At 65.5% G+C, this 16,650-nt stretch carries 15 protein-coding genes; 8 read left to right on the top strand and 7 right to left on the bottom strand.

Annotated elements, in window-relative coordinates; all coding sequences use genetic code 11:
• Positions 1-76: 76 nt before the first annotated feature.
• Positions 77-1,549, bottom strand: a complete 1,473-nt coding sequence (gene betB, locus AC5P7A_RS17915) for a betaine-aldehyde dehydrogenase (RefSeq protein ID WP_014647010.1) — start codon at positions 1,547-1,549, stop codon at positions 77-79.
• A 38-nt stretch (positions 1,550-1,587) separates the two neighbouring features.
• Positions 1,588-2,178, bottom strand: a complete 591-nt coding sequence (betI, locus tag AC5P7A_RS17920) for a transcriptional regulator BetI (protein ID WP_014647011.1) — start codon at positions 2,176-2,178, stop codon at positions 1,588-1,590.
• Between the two features lie 168 nt (positions 2,179-2,346).
• On the opposite strand from betI, the gene AC5P7A_RS17925 reads away from it, so the two are divergent.
• The gene (locus AC5P7A_RS17925) at positions 2,347-3,897 is read left to right on the top strand and encodes a BCCT family transporter (protein WP_495220418.1); all 1,551 of its coding nucleotides are present in this window, start codon (positions 2,347-2,349) and stop codon (positions 3,895-3,897) included.
• 129 nt (positions 3,898-4,026) lie between these two features.
• Here AC5P7A_RS17925 and acnA read toward each other — a convergent pair whose 3' ends face one another.
• Positions 4,027-6,780: an aconitate hydratase AcnA gene (acnA, locus tag AC5P7A_RS17930; protein ID WP_069118468.1), complete on the bottom strand. Its 2,754-nt coding sequence runs from the start codon at positions 6,778-6,780 to the stop codon at positions 4,027-4,029.
• Between the two features lie 302 nt (positions 6,781-7,082).
• Here acnA and AC5P7A_RS17935 point away from each other — a divergent pair, with 302 nt between their 5' ends.
• The 7 genes from AC5P7A_RS17935 to AC5P7A_RS17965 all read left to right on the top strand — a co-directional run bounded on the left by AC5P7A_RS17935 (position 7,083) and on the right by AC5P7A_RS17965 (position 13,054).
• On the top strand, positions 7,083-7,307 hold the full coding sequence (locus AC5P7A_RS17935; RefSeq protein ID WP_005409505.1) for an AbrB/MazE/SpoVT family DNA-binding domain-containing protein: 225 nt from the start codon (positions 7,083-7,085) through the stop codon (positions 7,305-7,307).
• 6 nt (positions 7,308-7,313) lie between these two features.
• On the top strand, positions 7,314-7,712 hold the full coding sequence (locus tag AC5P7A_RS17940; protein WP_005416402.1) for a type II toxin-antitoxin system VapC family toxin: 399 nt from the start codon (positions 7,314-7,316) through the stop codon (positions 7,710-7,712).
• 43 nt (positions 7,713-7,755) lie between these two features.
• The gene (acnB, locus tag AC5P7A_RS17945; protein WP_495220419.1) at positions 7,756-10,347 is read left to right on the top strand and encodes a bifunctional aconitate hydratase 2/2-methylisocitrate dehydratase; all 2,592 of its coding nucleotides are present in this window, start codon (positions 7,756-7,758) and stop codon (positions 10,345-10,347) included.
• Between the two features lie 142 nt (positions 10,348-10,489).
• Entirely contained in the window at positions 10,490-11,317 is an 828-nt protein-coding gene (locus AC5P7A_RS17950; protein ID WP_262087535.1) for a WG repeat-containing protein, read from the top strand.
• 246 nt (positions 11,318-11,563) lie between these two features.
• Entirely contained in the window at positions 11,564-12,292 is a 729-nt protein-coding gene (locus tag AC5P7A_RS17955; RefSeq protein ID WP_197575079.1) for a hypothetical protein, read from the top strand.
• 31 nt (positions 12,293-12,323) lie between these two features.
• Positions 12,324-12,518 carry a hypothetical protein gene (locus tag AC5P7A_RS17960; RefSeq protein WP_126412087.1) on the top strand — a complete coding sequence of 65 codons (195 nt, stop codon included), beginning with the start codon at positions 12,324-12,326 and terminating at the stop codon, positions 12,516-12,518.
• Positions 12,519-12,940: 422 nt separating this feature from the next.
• Positions 12,941-13,054: a TonB family protein gene (locus tag AC5P7A_RS17965; protein WP_232017610.1), complete on the top strand. Its 114-nt coding sequence runs from the start codon at positions 12,941-12,943 to the stop codon at positions 13,052-13,054.
• Positions 13,055-13,191: 137 nt separating this feature from the next.
• Here the strand turns inward: AC5P7A_RS17965 and AC5P7A_RS17970 are convergent, their stop codons facing one another.
• The 4 genes from AC5P7A_RS17970 to AC5P7A_RS17985 form a co-directional block, all read right to left on the bottom strand.
• A complete protein-coding gene (locus AC5P7A_RS17970) occupies positions 13,192-14,265 on the bottom strand; it encodes a protein-glutamate methylesterase/protein-glutamine glutaminase (protein WP_014647016.1) in 1,074 nt (357 codons plus the stop codon).
• Positions 14,262-14,858, bottom strand: coding sequence for a chemoreceptor glutamine deamidase CheD (gene cheD, locus AC5P7A_RS17975; protein WP_014037083.1), 597 nt, complete (start codon positions 14,856-14,858; stop codon positions 14,262-14,264). The genes AC5P7A_RS17970 and cheD overlap by 4 nt, the downstream gene beginning before the upstream one ends.
• Positions 14,855-15,724, bottom strand: a complete 870-nt coding sequence (locus AC5P7A_RS17980; protein ID WP_049407415.1) for a CheR family methyltransferase — start codon at positions 15,722-15,724, stop codon at positions 14,855-14,857. Before AC5P7A_RS17980 ends, cheD begins: the two co-directional genes overlap by 4 nt.
• Positions 15,725-15,761: 37 nt before the next feature.
• Positions 15,762-16,650, bottom strand: an 889-nt coding sequence (locus tag AC5P7A_RS17985; RefSeq protein WP_495220420.1) for a methyl-accepting chemotaxis protein, incomplete at its 5' end; no start/stop codon positions are given.

Here is a 16,650-nt window from a genome sequence, read left to right on the forward strand (position 1 = left end):
GCTGCATGCAGGCGTCCCGGCGGGATGTCGGATCGGCGCGGTGGCCGGACGATGGGGCGTGCTGGCGGCGCGCCGGTCAGAACACGCTGGCGTAGTCGCCCAGCTCGACCTGCACCGACTTGATGCGGGTGTAGTGGCCGAGGGTCGAGATGCCGTTCTCGCGGCCGACGCCGGATTCCTTGTAGCCACCGACGGGCATTTCGGCCGGTGATTCGCCCCAGGTGTTGATCCAGCAGATGCCGGCTTCCAGGCGGTGGATGATGCGGTGGGCGCGGCTGACGTCCTTGCTGACCACGCCGGCGGCGAGGCCGAAGGTGGTGTCGTTGGCACGACGCACCACTTCGTCTTCGTCGTCGTAGGCGAGGATGCTCATCACCGGCCCGAAGATCTCTTCCCGGACAATCGTCATGTCATCGCGGCAGTCGGAGAACACGGTCGGCAGCACGTACGCGCCATTGGCCAGCGCGCCTTCGGTGGCACGGCCGCCGCCGGTCAGCAGGCGGGCGCCTTCGGCCTTGCCGCTTTCGATGTAGCGCAGCACGTTTTCCATGTGCGGGAAGCTGGTCAGCGGGCCGAAGTTGGTCTCGGCGGCCATCGGGTCGCCGATGCGGATGCGCTTGACGCGCTCGACAACGGCGGCCTCGAACGCGGCCAGCATGCTGCGCGGCACGAACACGCGGGTGCCGTTGGTGCAGACCTGGCCGGAGCTGAAGAAGTTGGCCATCACCGCGATGTCGGCGGCGCGGTCCAGATCGGCGTCATCGCAGATCACCAGCGGCGACTTGCCGCCCAGCTCCATGGTCACTTCCTTCAGCGACGAGGACGCCGCGCTGGCCATGACCTTCTTGCCGGTGGCGACGCCGCCGGTGAAGGAAATCTTCTCGATCACCGGGTGCTCGGTCAGCCACTGCCCGATCTCGCGGCCCGGGCCCTGCACGACGTTGAACACGCCGGCCGGCACGCCGGCTTCGGTGTAGATCTCGGCCAGCCGGATCGCGGTCAACGGGGTCACTTCGGACGGCTTGAACACCATCGCATTGCCGGCGGCCAGGGCCGGGGCCGACTTCCACATGGCGATCTGGATCGGGTAGTTCCAGGCGCCGATGCCGGCCACCACGCCCAGCGGTTCGCGGCGGGTGTAGAAGAAGCTCGATTCGCGCAGCGGCAGCTGGATGCCTTCGATGGCGGTGGCCAGGCCAGCGTAGTACTCGACCACGTCGGCGCCGGTGACGATGTCCACGGTGGTGGTCTCGGCCAGCGCCTTGCCGGTGTCCAGGGTTTCCAGGTGGGCCAGTTCGTCGTTGCGCTCGCGCAGGAGCTCGACGGCGCGGCGCAGGATGCGCGAGCGCTCCATGGCCGTCATCGCGGCCCACACCTTCTGGCCTTCGGCCGCGCTCTGCACGGCGCGCTCGACGTCGGCCTGGCTGGCAACCTGCACTTCGGCGATCACCTCACCGGTGGCCGGGTTGACGGTCTTGAAGGTCTTGCCGCTGGTGGCATCGACGCGCTGGCCGTGGATGTAGAGCTGTTGGACGGGCAGGGTGGTCATGGGGCGTACTCCTTGGAAGGGGGCGGGTGCTGAAGCGCTTATAGCGCGGCAGCCTGCAACTGGAAGTCGATGTAGCCGTAGGCGATGCGCCGCGACTTGTCGGCGTTGAACTGGCCGCCGACCAGGCTGCCACGCAGCCACAGGCCGTCGATCATCGCGGCCAGGCCACGGGCGGCCAGGCGGGCCTGCGGGTGGGGCAGCAGGCGGTTGAACTGGTGGCACAGGTTGGAGAACAGGCGCTGGTCGTTGGCGCGCTGCAGCCGGGCCAGTTCCGGCTGGTGCATGCTGGCGGCCCAGAACGTGAGCCAGACGCGCATTGCCGTACCGTTGATCTGGCTGTCGTCGAAGTTGCCATCGACGATGGCACGCAACTGCTCGCGGGGGTCATCGCTGGCCTCGGCGCGGTAGCGGGCGACGGCGTCCTTCAGTTCGCGCAGGATCTGCCGCATTGCAGCATTGAGCAGGCCGTCCTTGTCGCCAAAGTAGTGGGCGACGATGCCGCTGGACAGCCCTGCCTTCTTCGCGATGGTGGCGACGGTCGCGTCGGCCATGCCGATCTCGTCGATGGTCTGGAAAGTGGCCCGGATCAGCTGTTCGCGCCGTACCGGTTCCACGCCTTTCTTCGGCATTGTCTCTCCACGGATTGCGACCCGAAGGATCGGCTGCCCGCCATTATGCTTTTTATTGATTGAACGTTCAATCAATAAACCCTAGGATGCGCTCGCGCCCCACGCCATGGGCCCGGTTTACCGGTCCGGCCCCGCCCATGTGCTCCCCCGGACTGATGAGACGATCCCATGTCTTCCCTGGCTCATCCCAAGCGTTCGCCCCTGCGCTTGAACCGTTTTGTCTTTCTCAGCTCCTCGGTGTCGATCGGCATCCTCGGGCTGCTCACCGTTCTCTATCCCGAAGGCAGCGAGCACTGGCTGCAATGGGCGCAGGCCGAGGTGTCGGCCGCGTTCGGCTGGTGGTACATGCTGCTGATCGTGCTGTGCCTGGGCTTCGTGCTGTGGCTGGCGTTCTCGCCGTATGGCCGCATCCGCCTGGGCCACAACGAGGAGTCACCGGCGTTTGGCTACGTTGCCTGGGTCTCGATGCTGTTCTCGGCCGGCATCGGCATCGCGCTGCTGTACTACGGTGCCTACGAGCCGCTGGACCATTTCCTGCATCCGCCCGGGCAACCCGGCGGGACCGTGGCCGCCGGCCGCGAAGCGATGGTGCTGACCTTCCTGCACTGGGGCCTGCACGGCTGGGCGCTGTACGCGCTGGTCGGCGTGGCGCTGGGCTACTTCGCGTACCGCCGCGACCTGCCGCTGGCGCTGCGCTCGGCCCTGTACCCGATCTTCGGTGAGCGCATCCACGGCCGCATCGGCGACATGGTCGATGGTTTCGGCATCCTGGCCACGCTGATCTCGATGGTGACCAACCTCGGCATCGGCGCGCTGGTGGTGCAGTCCGGCCTGGTCTACCTGTTCCACATCCCGGATACGCCGCAGGTGCTGGTGGCCATCGTGCTGGTGATGATGGTGGTGGCCACCATCGGCGTGGTCGCCGGTGTGGAAAAGGGCATTGCCTGGCTGTCCAACCTCAACGTGCGCCTGCTGTGTGGCCTGCTGCTGTTCGTGCTGGTCACCGGCCCGACCCTGCACCTGTTCGACGGCCTGATCCAGAACACCGGCGATTACTTTGGCGCGTTCGTGCGCAAGAGCTTCGACATGTACCTCAACGACCCGAAGGGCCGTGAGTGGATGGGCTCGTGGACGCTGTTCTACTGGGCCTGGTGGATCGCCTGGGCGCCGTTCGTCGGCCTTTTCGTGGCGCGCATCTCGCGCGGCCGCACCATCCGCGAAGTGATCATGGGCGTGCTGCTGATCCCGCTCGGCTTCACCCTGGCCTGGCTGTCGATCTTCGGCAACACCGCCATCGACCTGGTGCTCAACCACGGCCAGGCGATCCTGGGTGAGGTGGCCCAGCACGATGCGGCGATGACGCTGTTCAAGCTGCTGGAATACCTGCCCGGCGCGCCGTACGTGGCCGGTGCCGCAGTGGTGATCGGCTTCGTGCTGTTCCTGACCCCGGTCGACTCGGGCACGCTGATGATCGCCAACCTGTGCACCCGTCGCGTTGACGATGGTGTGGAAGACGGCCATGACGCGCCGATCTGGCTGCGCGTGTTCTGGGCGGCCGGCATTACCGTGGCCAGCGTCGGCCTGCTGCTGGCGGGCAATTTCAGTGCGATGCAGACGGCGGTGGTGCTGTGTGGCCTGCCGTTCTCGTTCACCCTGGCGTTCTACATGTGGGGCCTGCTGAAGGCGCTGCGCACCGACCCGGACGCACCCCGCCGCTGAGCGCCTCTGTAGAGCCGAGCCCACGCTCGGCTGCTGTTGGCGCAGAAGCAGACGAGCGCAGGCTCGGCTCTACAGGGGGGGCATCGCAGACGGAAAGGGCCGGACCCGCAAGGATCCGGCCCTTTTCCGTTACTTGGCTGCCAGCTGGCGCAGCACGTACTGCAGCAGGCCGCCATGACGGAAGTACTCGACTTCCTTCGGGGTCAGCAGCATCACCGAGACCTCGAAGGTCTTCTTCGTGCCATCGGCCTTGGTCGCGGTGACCGTGGCGCGCTTGCTGGCACCGTCCTGCAGGCCGGTGATGTCGATCACTTCCGAGCCGTCCAGGCCCAGGCTCTGCGCGTTCTCGCCGTTGCGGAACTGCAGCGGCAGCACGCCCATGCCGACCAGGTTGGAGCGGTGGATGCGCTCGAAGCTTTCGGCGATGACCGCCTTCACCCCCAGCAGCAGGGTGCCCTTGGCCGCCCAGTCGCGCGACGAACCGGTGCCGTATTCCTTGCCGGCCAGCACCACCAGCGGCACCTTGTCGGCCTTGTACTTCATGGCCGCATCGTAGATCGCCAGCTTCTCCGGCTGGCCACCACCGGCGGGGTAGTACAGGGTGTTGCCGCCTTCCTCGCCACCGAACATCAGGTTCTTGATGCGGATGTTGGCGAAGGTGCCGCGGACCATGACGTCGTCGTTGCCGCGGCGGCTGCCGTAGCTGTTGAAGTCGGCCGGCTGCACGCCGCGTTCCTGCAGGAAGCGGCCCGCCGGCGAGTCCTTCTTGATGTTGCCGGCCGGGGAGATGTGGTCGGTGGTGATCGAATCGCCGAACAGGCCCATCACGCGTGCGCCGTGCACGTCGTCGATGCTGCCGGTCTGCATGGTCATGCCATCGAAGTACGGCGGGTTCTTGATGTAGGTGGAGGCATCGCTCCACGCGTACAGGTTGCCGTCCGGCGAGGCGATGGTGTTCCAGCGGGTGTCGCCCTTGAACACGTCGGCGTAGTTCTGCTTGAACATCTCCGGGCCGATGGTGGCGGCGATGACATCGCCGATTTCCTTGTTGCTCGGCCAGATGTCGCGCAGGAACACCGGCTGGCCATCGCTGCCGGTGCCCAGCGGCTGGGTGGTCAGGTCGATGTCGGTGGTGCCGGCGATGGCATAGGCCACCACCAGCGGCGGGCTTGCCAGGTAGTTCATCTTCACTTCGGGGTGCACGCGACCCTCGAAGTTGCGGTTGCCCGACAGCACCGAGGTGACCACCAGGTCGCCGGTGGCGATGCCGGCGCTGACTTCGGTCGGCAGCGGGCCGGAGTTGCCGATGCAGGTGGTGCAGCCGTAGCCGACCACGTAGAAGCCGATCTTCTCCAGCTCCTTCAGCACGCCGGCCTTTTCCAGGTAGTCGGTGACCACGCGCGAGCCCGGCCCGAGCGAGGTCTTCACCCACGGCTGGCGGTTCAGGCCCTTGGCGGCCGCATTGCGGGCCAGCAGGCCGGCACCGATCATCACCGCCGGGTTGGAGGTGTTGGTGCAGGAGGTGATGGCGGCGATGACCACCGCGCCATCCTTCAGCCGCACCTTGCGGCCTTCGATCTCGATGTCGGCGAAGCCCTTGGCCAGCTGCTCGTTGCCGACCGCCGCGCCGCCGCCTTCATTGACGAACGAGGAAACATCATCACTGCGCTTGTCGCGGTTGCTGGTCATGCCAACCAGTGCTTCGCGGTAGTTCTTCTGCACGTCCTCCAGCAGCACGCGGTCCTGCGGACGCTTCGGGCCGGCCAGCGACGGCTTCACCGTGCCCATGTCCAGTTCCAGCGTGGTGCTGTACTGGGCATGCGGGCTGCCCGGTTCGTGCCACAGGCCCTGTGCCTTGGCATAGGCTTCGACCAGGTCGATCTGCTCTTCGCTGCGGCCGGACAGGCGCAGGTAGTTCAGCGATTCGGCGTCGATCGGGAAGATGCCGCAGGTGGCGCCGTACTCCGGGGCCATGTTGCCGATGGTGGCACGGTCGGCCAGCGGCAGGTGCTGCAGGCCGTCACCGTAGAACTCGACGAACTTGCCGACGACGCCCAGCTTGCGCAGCATCTGGGTGACGGTCAGCACCAGGTCCGTAGCGGTGGCACCCTCGGGCAGCTTGCCGGTCAGCTTGAAGCCGACCACCTGCGGAATCAGCATCGACGACGGTTGGCCGAGCATGGCGGCCTCGGCTTCGATGCCGCCCACGCCCCAGCCAAGCACGCCGATGCCGTTGATCATGGTGGTGTGGCTGTCGGTACCGAACACGGTATCGGGGTAGGCGACCGCCTTGCCGTCCTTGTCGGCGGTCATCACTACGCGGGCCAGGTTCTCCAGGTTCACCTGGTGGACGATGCCGGTGTTCGGCGGCACCACCTTGAAGTTGTCGAAGGCCTTCTGGCCCCAGCGCAGGAAGCCGTAGCGTTCCTGGTTGCGCTGGAACTCGATCTTGCCGTTGAGGTCCAGCGCGTCCGGCTTGCCGAACACATCGACCTGCACCGAGTGGTCGATGACCAGTTCGGAGGGGATCTGCGGGTTGATCTGCTCCGGCGAGCCGCCCAGCTTGACGACCGCGTCGCGCATCGCGGCCAGGTCGACCACGCAGGGCACGCCGGTGAAGTCCTGCAGGACCACGCGCGCCGGCATGAAGGCGATCTCGGTGTCCGGCTCGGCCGCCGGGTTCCAGCGGGCCACGGCTTCGATGTGGTCCTTGCCGACGGTGATACCGCCGTCCTCGTGCCGGAGCAGGTTCTCCAGCAGGATCTTCATCGAGTAGGGCAGGTGGGAGATATCGAAGCGCTGGCCCAGCGTGGGCAGGCTGAAGTAGTCGTAGGTCTTGCCGCCGACGTTCAGCTGGCTGCGGGTGGAGAACGAATCGCTCATGCGGGGTAACTCCTTCTTGCGGATGGCTTGCAGTGGCCCGCGCATGGGCGGGCCTGCTTGCGGTCGCCGCGGGCCTGACGGCCCCGGTCGTCCCAGTATGAACCTCAGACTGAATGGATTCATCCGGGCCGGGTCCCGGCCTGCGGCATCGGTTCCAGACTACAGGGGAAGGTGTATGGCGTATGTCACGTTTGTGGCCGATCCTTTGCGAGGCAAGGGCTGGCGGGGCGCCGGTCCTGTTCAGGGTGGAAGTATGCCCGGGGAAGTATGTATAATTTGTGCATACTCTGGAGGGCCTACCGATGGAAGCCACTGTTGCAGAACGCGGACAGATCACCCTGCCCAAGGCGGTGCGTGATGCCCTCGGCCTGACCAAGGGCACGCTGCTGAAGGTCGAGCTGGACGGCAGCCGCATCATCCTGCGCAAGAGTGTTGACGATGCGATTTCACGGGCGCGCGGCAAGTTTGCGCTGGACGGCTTCGAATCGTCCGACGCAGCGGTACGCGCGGTGCGTGACGAGGAATAAGCCGTGATGATCGCCGTCGATTCACCGGTGCTGGTCGAGCTGCTCAGCAATGGTCCGCAGGCCGATGCCGTGGAAGCCATCCTCCGGCAGAGCCTGGTCGGTGGCCGCGTGGTGGTCTGTGGCGCGACCCTGGCCGAGGTCTGCGCATCGCTGCGCGGCGGCGCCGAGGTGCTCGAAGCGCTGGAAGAAATGGGCGTGCACTTCAACCCGATGGAAGCCAAGTCGGCGCTGCGCGCCGGCGAGATGCACCGCCGTCATCGCCAGCGTGGCGGCAGCCGCCGCAGCCTGGACGAATTCATGGTCGGCGCCCACGCACTGCTGCAGTGTGACGGCCTGATCACCTGGAACGACACGTTTTACCGCGACTACTTCAAGGGCCTGAAGCTGATCGTGCCGCACGCCTGAGCCCACTTTGTTATTTCAACCTACGCATTACCCGGGAGTTGTCATGTTGGAAGCCTACCGCCACCACGTCGCCGAGCGCGCTGCGCTTGGCATCCCGCCGCTGCCGCTGAGCGCGCAGCAGACGGCCGATGTCATCGAACTGCTGAAGAACCCGCCGCAGGGCGAGGCCGAGTTCCTGCTCGACCTGCTGACCCATCGCGTGCCGGCCGGTGTCGATGACGCGGCCAAGGTCAAGGCCTCTTACCTGGCGGCGATCGCCCTGGGCAGCGAGCAGAACCCGCTGATCAGCCGCGAGCGCGCCACCGAACTGCTGGGCACCATGCTCGGCGGTTACAACGTGGCCCCGCTGGTGCAGCTGCTGGACGACGCCAGCGTCGGCACCATCGCCGCCAACGGCCTGAAGAAGACCCTGCTGGTGTTCGATGCGTTCCATGACGTGCAGGAAAAGGCCAAGGCCGGCAACGCCAACGCCCAGGCCGTGCTGCAGAGCTGGGCCGATGCCGAGTGGTTCACCAGCAATCCGGAAGTGCCGCAGAGCCTGACCGTCACCGTGTTCAAGGTGCCGGGCGAGACCAACACCGACGACCTGTCGCCGGCACCGGACGCGACCACCCGCCCGGACATTCCGATGCACGCCCTGGCGATGCTGAAGAACAAGCGCGACGACGCGCCGTTCACCCCGGAAGAAGACGGCAAGCGCGGCCCGATCCAGCAGATCCTTGACCTGAAGGACAAGGGCCATCTGGTCGCCTACGTCGGCGACGTGGTCGGCACCGGTTCCTCGCGCAAGTCGGCCACCAACAGCGTGCTGTGGTGGACCGGCGATGACATTCCGTTCATCCCGAACAAGCGCGCCGGTGGCGTCTGCCTGGGTTCGAAGATCGCCCCGATCTTCTACAACACCATGGAAGATGCCGGCGCGCTGCCGATCGAGCTGGACGTGTCGAAGATGGAACACGGCGATGTGGTCGAGCTGCGTCCGTATGAAGGCAAGGCGCTGAAGAACGGTGAAGTGATCGCCGAGTTCCAGGTCAAGTCCGACGTGCTGTTCGACGAAGTGCGTGCCGGTGGCCGCATTCCGCTGATCATCGGCCGTGGCCTGACCGGCAAGGCGCGCGAAGCGCTGGGCCTGGCCCCGACCGATCTGTTCCGCCTGCCGGTGCAGCCGGTCGACACCGGCAAGGGCTTCTCGCTGGCGCAGAAGATGGTCGGCCGCGCCTGTGGCCTGCCGGAAGGCCAGGGCATGCGCCCGGGCACCTACTGCGAACCGAAGATGACCTCGGTGGGCTCGCAGGACACCACCGGCCCGATGACCCGCGACGAGCTGAAGGACCTGGCCTGCCTGGGCTTCTCGGCCGACCTGGTGATGCAGTCGTTCTGCCATACCGCTGCGTACCCGAAGCCGGTGGACGTGAAGACCCACCACACCCTGCCGGAGTTCATCTCCACCCGTGGCGGCGTTTCGCTGCGCCCGGGCGACGGCGTGATCCACAGCTGGCTCAACCGCATGCTGCTGCCGGACACCGTCGGCACCGGTGGTGACTCGCACACCCGTTTCCCGGTGGGTATTTCGTTCCCGGCCGGTTCGGGCCTGGTCGCCTTCGCCGCGGCCACCGGCGTGATGCCGCTGGACATGCCGGAGTCGGTGCTGGTGCGCTTCAAGGGCAAGATGCAGCCGGGCGTGACCCTGCGTGACCTGGTCAACGCGATCCCGCTGTACGCGATCAAGTCGGGCCTGCTGACCGTGGCCAAGGCGGGCAAGAAGAACATCTTCTCCGGTCGCATCCTGGAAATCGAAGGCCTGCCGGAGCTGAAGGTCGAACAGGCGTTCGAGCTGTCCGATGCCTCGGCCGAGCGTTCGGCGGCCGGTTGCTCGGTGCGCCTGAACAAGGAACCGATCATCGAGTACCTGACCAGCAACATCACGCTGCTGAAGTGGATGATTGCCGAGGGTTACCAGGACCCGCGTTCGCTGCAGCGTCGCATCGAGAAGATGGAAGCTTGGCTGGCCAACCCGCAGCTGCTGGAGCCGGATGCCGACGCCGAATACGCCGCCGTCATCGAGATCGACCTGGCCGACATCCACGAGCCGATCGTGGCCTGCCCGAACGACCCGGACGACGTGAAGACCCTGTCCGAAGTGGCCGGTGCCAAGATCGACGAAGTGTTCATCGGTTCGTGCATGACCAACATCGGTCACTTCCGCGCCGCTGCGAAGCTGCTGGAAGGCAAGCGTGACCTGCCGACCCGCCTGTGGGTGGCCCCGCCGACCAAGATGGATGCTTCGGAGCTGACCAAGGAAGGCGTGTACGGCACCTTCGGCGCTACCGGCGCGCGCATGGAAATGCCGGGCTGCTCGCTGTGCATGGGCAACCAGGCGCAGATCCGCGAAGGCTCCACCGCGATGTCGACCTCGACCCGCAACTTCCCGAACCGCTTGGGCCGCAACACCAACGTGTACCTGGGTTCGGCGGAACTGGCGGCGATCTGCTCGCGCCTGGGCCGCATCCCGACCAAGGAGGAGTACATGGCGGACATCGGCGTGATCAACGCCAATGGCGCGGAGATCTACCGCTACATGAACTTCGACCAGATCGAGGAATACCAGGACGTGGCCAGCACGGTCGCTGCCTGATGCGGTAGTGCCGGCCGCTGGCCGGCATCTCGTTGAAATGAAGAACCCCCGGTGAAAGCCGGGGGTTTTTTGTGGACAGGGCACTTTCGGAGAAATTGTAACGCGCGCGGGCAGGATGTTTCCCACGCCTGCAGGCCACTGTATGAAAACAGATAAGTTCGCTGAACGAGTAGGCTATGTAATTTTCAGTTCGGAAGATGATGAATACGTTGTAGGTCTGGATGGGGCGCTGCGCTCCCTGCAACGCGCTGCAGGCCTGCATCCGTTGAACCGCAGGATCGTCGAGTATCAAAGGCCCGGCGAAGCGGGGGTGCGTTTCATGATGCTGGAAGACGGCAGCATCTCGTCTTCCCTGTACTACCGACTTGCGCCTTTTCAAACCGCGGCAGGACTGGATGACCAACTGCTGTTGGCCCAAGCCGATGGAGGATGGGGTGTAATAGATCCTACGGGTGCTTGGCTGATTCCTCCTCGCTACCGTCGGATACAAACATTGGGTCCGAATCTGGTCGCGGCATTCGAACGACTGGGATATGACCCCGGGTATCACATACTCGATCTGCGCGGTAATGCGGTGGCTGATTTCACGCCGCATGATCCCTCACCGGAGTTTTTGGCGGATGGAACAAGGGTCTATGCCCTCTCACTGCGGGGTCGCTGGGGTCTGCTGGATGAGTCGGGGCGGTGGAGGCTGGCACCCCGCTACGGCTACGTGAGTGTTTCGAAGGGCTTGGTTTTCGTGCGTGACCGAAACAGTGCCGGTGATGTTACGGTTAATTTTCTTGACCCAGACACAGGAACGACGCTGTTCGAACAGGGATTTCTATCGATTCATCATCAAGCGGATGGTCTGTTTGAGACGTTGAAGACAGATCAGACCTTGGAGCTGATCAAGCTTGACGGGACCGTTCTGGCGAGCCTGCATCCACGTCCAGCTGATAGTCGGACCATGACTGATTGGAGTCGCTGAAGCCTGGCGCGATTCAAATGGCTGACAGGACGTTCCTACATCGCATTACGACCAAGGGTAGGTTCATCGCCGATACCTCCTTGATTGAAGCCTGGCGCGGTATTTCCTGCGCTTTGTCGTCAACTCGTCGATACAAAGGTTCCGGATAACTGCCCCGGATAGCTGTGCTCTTCTCGATTTTTTCAAGGCGATTGGCGATCATGTCCCGTTGAACTGAGATGCATCACCGGAACAGGGAAGCGGACAATGAAGGACATAAGTGGTTTGGCTGGATTCCATGGAGCGGGAAGGTCAGCTACCAAGCTGAAGCCAGTCGTCGAGTCATGGATGGAAATTCTTACCACGTATAGCCGGCGCAACTCGAACGATGCGCTCTGGTGGTACAACGAACGTGCGACGTTGAGCAGCCTTGCGGGCGCTGCGTGGAGGGTGAGTTCCGGCCGTTGGATGGCCATTGAGGAGTTCAGCAGTAGTAAGCGGGCACGTGTCCGCGCCAACTTGATGGAGGACAGCGCGCCACATGGCCGGGTGGAGAGTGGTTCAATCAGTCCGGGCAGAGTCGATCTGCTTTTGACAAATGGCAGGAACCAGTTTGCGATAGAGGCCAAGCAAGCGTGGCAGCCCATTGGTCGAGAGGCGGTCGATTGCCGTGTGCATATGCGCCGCGCGATGGCTGCAGCGTGGAAGGACGCAGGCCACCTGCTGCTTGACGAAGGTGATCACCGTTTGGCATGCACGTTTGTTGTTCCTTATATTGCACCGGGTATTGCCGATCGGGTAGGGGATGTAACCAGCATCATCGAAGGTTGGCTTGAACAGGAAATGTCGGGCCTGAAGGCGGACGCCATCGCTTATCACTTTCCCGGTTGTACCCGTGACCTCAGATCGATCAAGGAGTACGTCTATCCCGGTGTGGTTATGCTGCTCAGGGAGCGGAAGAGGGCCGTCAAGCGGGAAAGGCTGATACAGCAGTGAAAGTGGAGATCTTCCATGAGCCATGGTGCTCATGAATGCACGTTTTCCACTGGGGTTTCGGGCTTCGCCGGGCGACTTCCCGAGCTGTCTGGGCCGCATCCCGACCAAGGAAGAGTACATGGCCGATGTGGGCGTGATCGCCGCCAGCGGCGCGGAGACCTACCGCTACATGGACTTCGACCAGATCGAGGAATACCAGGACGCGGCCAAGACGGTCGCTGCCTGATCCTGCTGATCGGTTGATGATGTAAACGAAGAACCCCCGGTGAAAGCCGGGGGCTCTTCGTTATGCACCGGGCTAGACTTGCCGCTTCGTTTCTTGGAGTACACGGGTGTCGCAGGATCGATTGAGAGGGAGCCGCTCCCGCTGCTGGCGCTGCGTTGGCAGTGCGGTGGTGCTGGCCACGGTGATGATGGCCCACAGCGCCATGGCGCAGCAGGAGACGCAGCAAGCGGTTGTCGAGAACGTTCGCCCCCGCGCACGTGCCGGCATCAATCGTGATGGAGACCAAGCACAACAACCCGCCGCGCTATCCATCACAGGCCTTTCGCGATGAGAAAGAGGGCGAAGCGATCCTGATGGTGCAGGTGGCTGCCGACGGGCAGTAGGTCAGTGCCACCGTACTGCAGAGCACTGGCTGGCCGGAGCTGGACGAGGCCGCGCAGGCGGCGACTCGCAAGTGGCAGTACCTGCCGGCGAGCGAAGGCGGTGTGCCGGTGCCCGGAGAGATCCGCGTGCCGGTGTCGTTCAAGCTGTGGTGATGTTACGGGCGTGTCGAACGGGTTGCATGTGACGCTCGCGGCGCAACGCTGGAGTTCAATAGAGCCGAGCCTACGCGCGGCTTGCCGGTGCGGGCCTGAAAAGCAGCCGAGCATGGGCTCGGCTCTACAGGGACCTGTCAGCCGCGGGCGAGGGCGAGCAATCGCTCGGCGATCCGCTCCAGCGGCACCTGTTCCTCGGCCGCGCCCAGCTTGAACGCGGCACCCGGCATGCCCCAGACCACGCTGGTGGCTTCGTCCTGCACCAGCGTCGGCGCGCCGGCCTGGCGCATTTCCAGCAGGCCGCGTGCACCGTCATCGCCCATGCCGGTGAGGATGGCGCCGATGGCGTTGCCACCGGCGTTCTGCGCGACCGAACGGAACAGCACGTCCACTGCCGGCTTGTGGCGGTTCACTGCCGGGCCATCGTCGACGCGGCAGCGCCAGCGCGCACCGTCGCGGATGATCCGCAGGTGCTTGCCGCCGGGTGGCAGGTAGGCATGGCCAGGCAGCACCGCTTCGCCATCGCTGGCCTCGCGCACGGCCATCGCCGAGTGCCGGTCCAGGCGTTCGGCGAAGGCACTGCTGAAGCTGGCCGGCAAATGCTGGGTCATCACCACGGCGGGCGCGTCGGCAGGCATGCCTTCCAGCACCACGCGCAGCGCTTCGGTGCCGCCCGCCGAGGAACCGATCGCGATCAGCCGGTCGGTGGTGCGGAACTGCGGCGCGGCCGGGCGTATCGCGGGCGCGGCGTCCAGCATGAGCTTCGGCGCGGCAGCGCGCACCAGCGGACGTACCCGCGAGCGCGCCGCCATCTTGACCTTGGCGATGATCTCGTCGGCGTAGCCCTGCAGGCCGCGGGCCACGTCCAACTTCGGCTTGGACACAAAATCCACGGCGCCCAGCGCCAGTGCCTGCAGGGTGGTGTCGGCGCCGCGCTCGGTGAGCGAGGAGATCATCACCACCGGCAACGGGTGCAGGCGCATCAGGTTTTCCAGGAACGCCAGCCCGTCCATGCGCGGCATTTCCACGTCCAGGGTGATCACGTCCGGGGCCAGTCGCTTGATCTTTTCACGGGCCAGCAGCGGGTCGGCGGCGGTGCCGACCACGTCGATGGCGGGATCGCTGGACAGGATCTCGGTGAGCATCTGGCGCACGACGGCAGAGTCGTCGACGATCAGCACCCGGCAGGGGGCGTTGCCGGTAAAGGTCATTCGAACAGCTCCACGCCACCGGTGACCGGCGCCTTGGACAGGCGCGCACGCACCGCCGATTCGGTGGCGGCCACTTCGGCCTCATGCGCATGCGGCAGGCGCTGCACCACCACGCGGCCGGTGTCGGCGAAGAACCAGATCTTGCGCGGATGGATGCCGCACAGGTCCTCGGCGATGATCGGGATGTGCTCGGCCTGCAGGTACTGGCGCACGAACTCGGCGTTGCGGGTGCCCACTGGATTGCTGGTGAAGCCCTTGAGCACGTTGGCGCCGCCGAACACCTTGGCTTCGATGCGCTTGCGGTGGGCGCCCCGCTTGAGCATGTCGTTGATCAGCAGTTCCATCGCATAGCTGCCGTAGCGTGCGGGTGCGCCGTCACCGGCGTTGCCCTCCGGCAGCAGGAAGTGGTTCATGCCGCCGATCTTCAGCACCGGGTCGCGCAGGCAGGCCGCCACGCAGGAGCCCAGCGTGGTGGTCAGCGCAGTGGTGTCATCGACCACCAGGTACTGGGTCGGCAGCAGCTTGGCGGCGATGGTCTGGAAGCGCGCATCCTGGTAGCGCATCACATCGTCGGTACGCAGCGAGGCATTCATGCGCCGGCCTTTGCCGCACGGCGGTACAGGGTGCGGCCGCAGGGCTGGATCAGGTCGGCGGCGTGCAGGTAGTTCTCCGAATGGCCGGTGTAGAGCAGGCCGTCATCGGCCAGGTGCTGGACCAGGCGACCGAGGATGGCGCGCTGGGTCGGCTTGTCGAAGTAGATCATCACGTTGCGGCAGAACAGCGCGTCGAACGGGCCGCCGACGTCGTAGCGCGGGGCGAGCAGGTTCAATGGGCGGAACTCGATCAGTTCGCGCAGCGCCGGCAGCACGCGGCACTGGCCCTCGTTGGGGCCGCTGCCGCGCTGGAAGTAGCGGCGGCGCAGGTCCGGATCGAGGCTGGCGACGCGATCGATGTTGTAGACGCCGCGGCCGGCGGTGGCCAGCACCTGGGTATCGACGTCGGTGGCAATGATGCGTACCGGCGGCTTCAACGTGCCGAAGGCCTCGCAGGCGGTGATCGCCATCGAGTAGGGCTCTTCGCCGGTGGACGCCGCGCACGACCACAGCAGCAGTGGGGCGCGGCTGGAGCGCTGCTGGAGTTCCTCGCGCAGCTTGTCGAAGTGATGCGGTTCGCGGAAGAACGAGGTCAGGTTGGTGGTCAGCGCGTTGGTGAACGCCTGCCATTCGTCACCATCTTCCTGCTCCAGATGGTCCAGGTACTGCTGGAAGCTGCGCATGCCCAGCGTGCGCAGGCGGCGCGACAGGCGGCCATAGACCATGTCGCGCTTTGCCGGCGCGAGGGCGATGCCCACGCGCTGGTAGATCAGGTCGCAGACGCGGCGGAAATCGCGGTCGGCGAACTCGAATTCGCGCGGGCCGGTGACGATGGGGGTAGGACTTTGCACGGGGGACGTGTCCATCGGCAGAGGCGGCGGCCGCAGCCGCCGCGGGTGGGTCTCAGAATTCCTGCCAGTCGCTGTCGCTGGCGGCGAAGGTGCTGGCGTTGCTGCTGCGGCGGACCGGAGCGGGCGTGCTGGTCGGCTGCGGGCGTGCCACGGTGGTGATACGGGCCGGCTCCGCGCGCGCGGCCACGGCCTTCACTGCGGCGGACACCTGGTTGTCGAGGCGGAAGATCGCCACGGCGTCAGCCAGCTGGCCGGCCTGGTCCTCCATTGCGCGAGCCGCAGCAGTGGCTTCTTCCACCAACGCAGCATTCTGCTGGGTGGTTTCGTCCATCTGCACCACGGTCTGGTTGACCTGCTCGATGCCCGCCGACTGTTCCTGCGAGGCCGCAGAGATCTCGGCCATGATGTCAGTCACGCGCTGCACCGAGGCGACGATCTCGCCCATGGTCGCGCCGGCCTTGTGCACCAGCGCCGAGCCGTCGTTGACCTTGCCGACCGAGTCGTCGATCAGGCCCTTGATCTCCTTGGCGGCGGCGGCCGAGCGCTGGGCGAGGGTGCGCACTTCGCTGGCGACCACGGCGAAGCCGCGGCCCTGTTCGCCGGCACGCGCGGCTTCCACTGCGGCATTCAGTGCCAGGATGTTGGTCTGGAAGGCAATGCCGTCGATGACCGAGATGATCTCGGCGATCTTCTTCGACGAGGCTTCGATGGCCGACATGGTGGTGACCACCTGGCCGACCACGTCACCGCCCTGCGATGCGACACCGTGCGCGCCGATGGCGAGCTGGTTGGCCTGGCGTGCGTGCTCGGCGTTCTGGCGCACGGTGGAGGTCAGTTCCTCCATCGAGGCGGCGGTTTCTTCCAGGTTGGCGGCCTGCTGCTCGGTGCGGCGCGACAGGTCGCTGTTGCCGGAGGCGATCTCGCCGGCGGCCAGGGTGATG

It is taken from the genome of Stenotrophomonas sp. YJH_SMC_65, assembly GCF_059369475.1.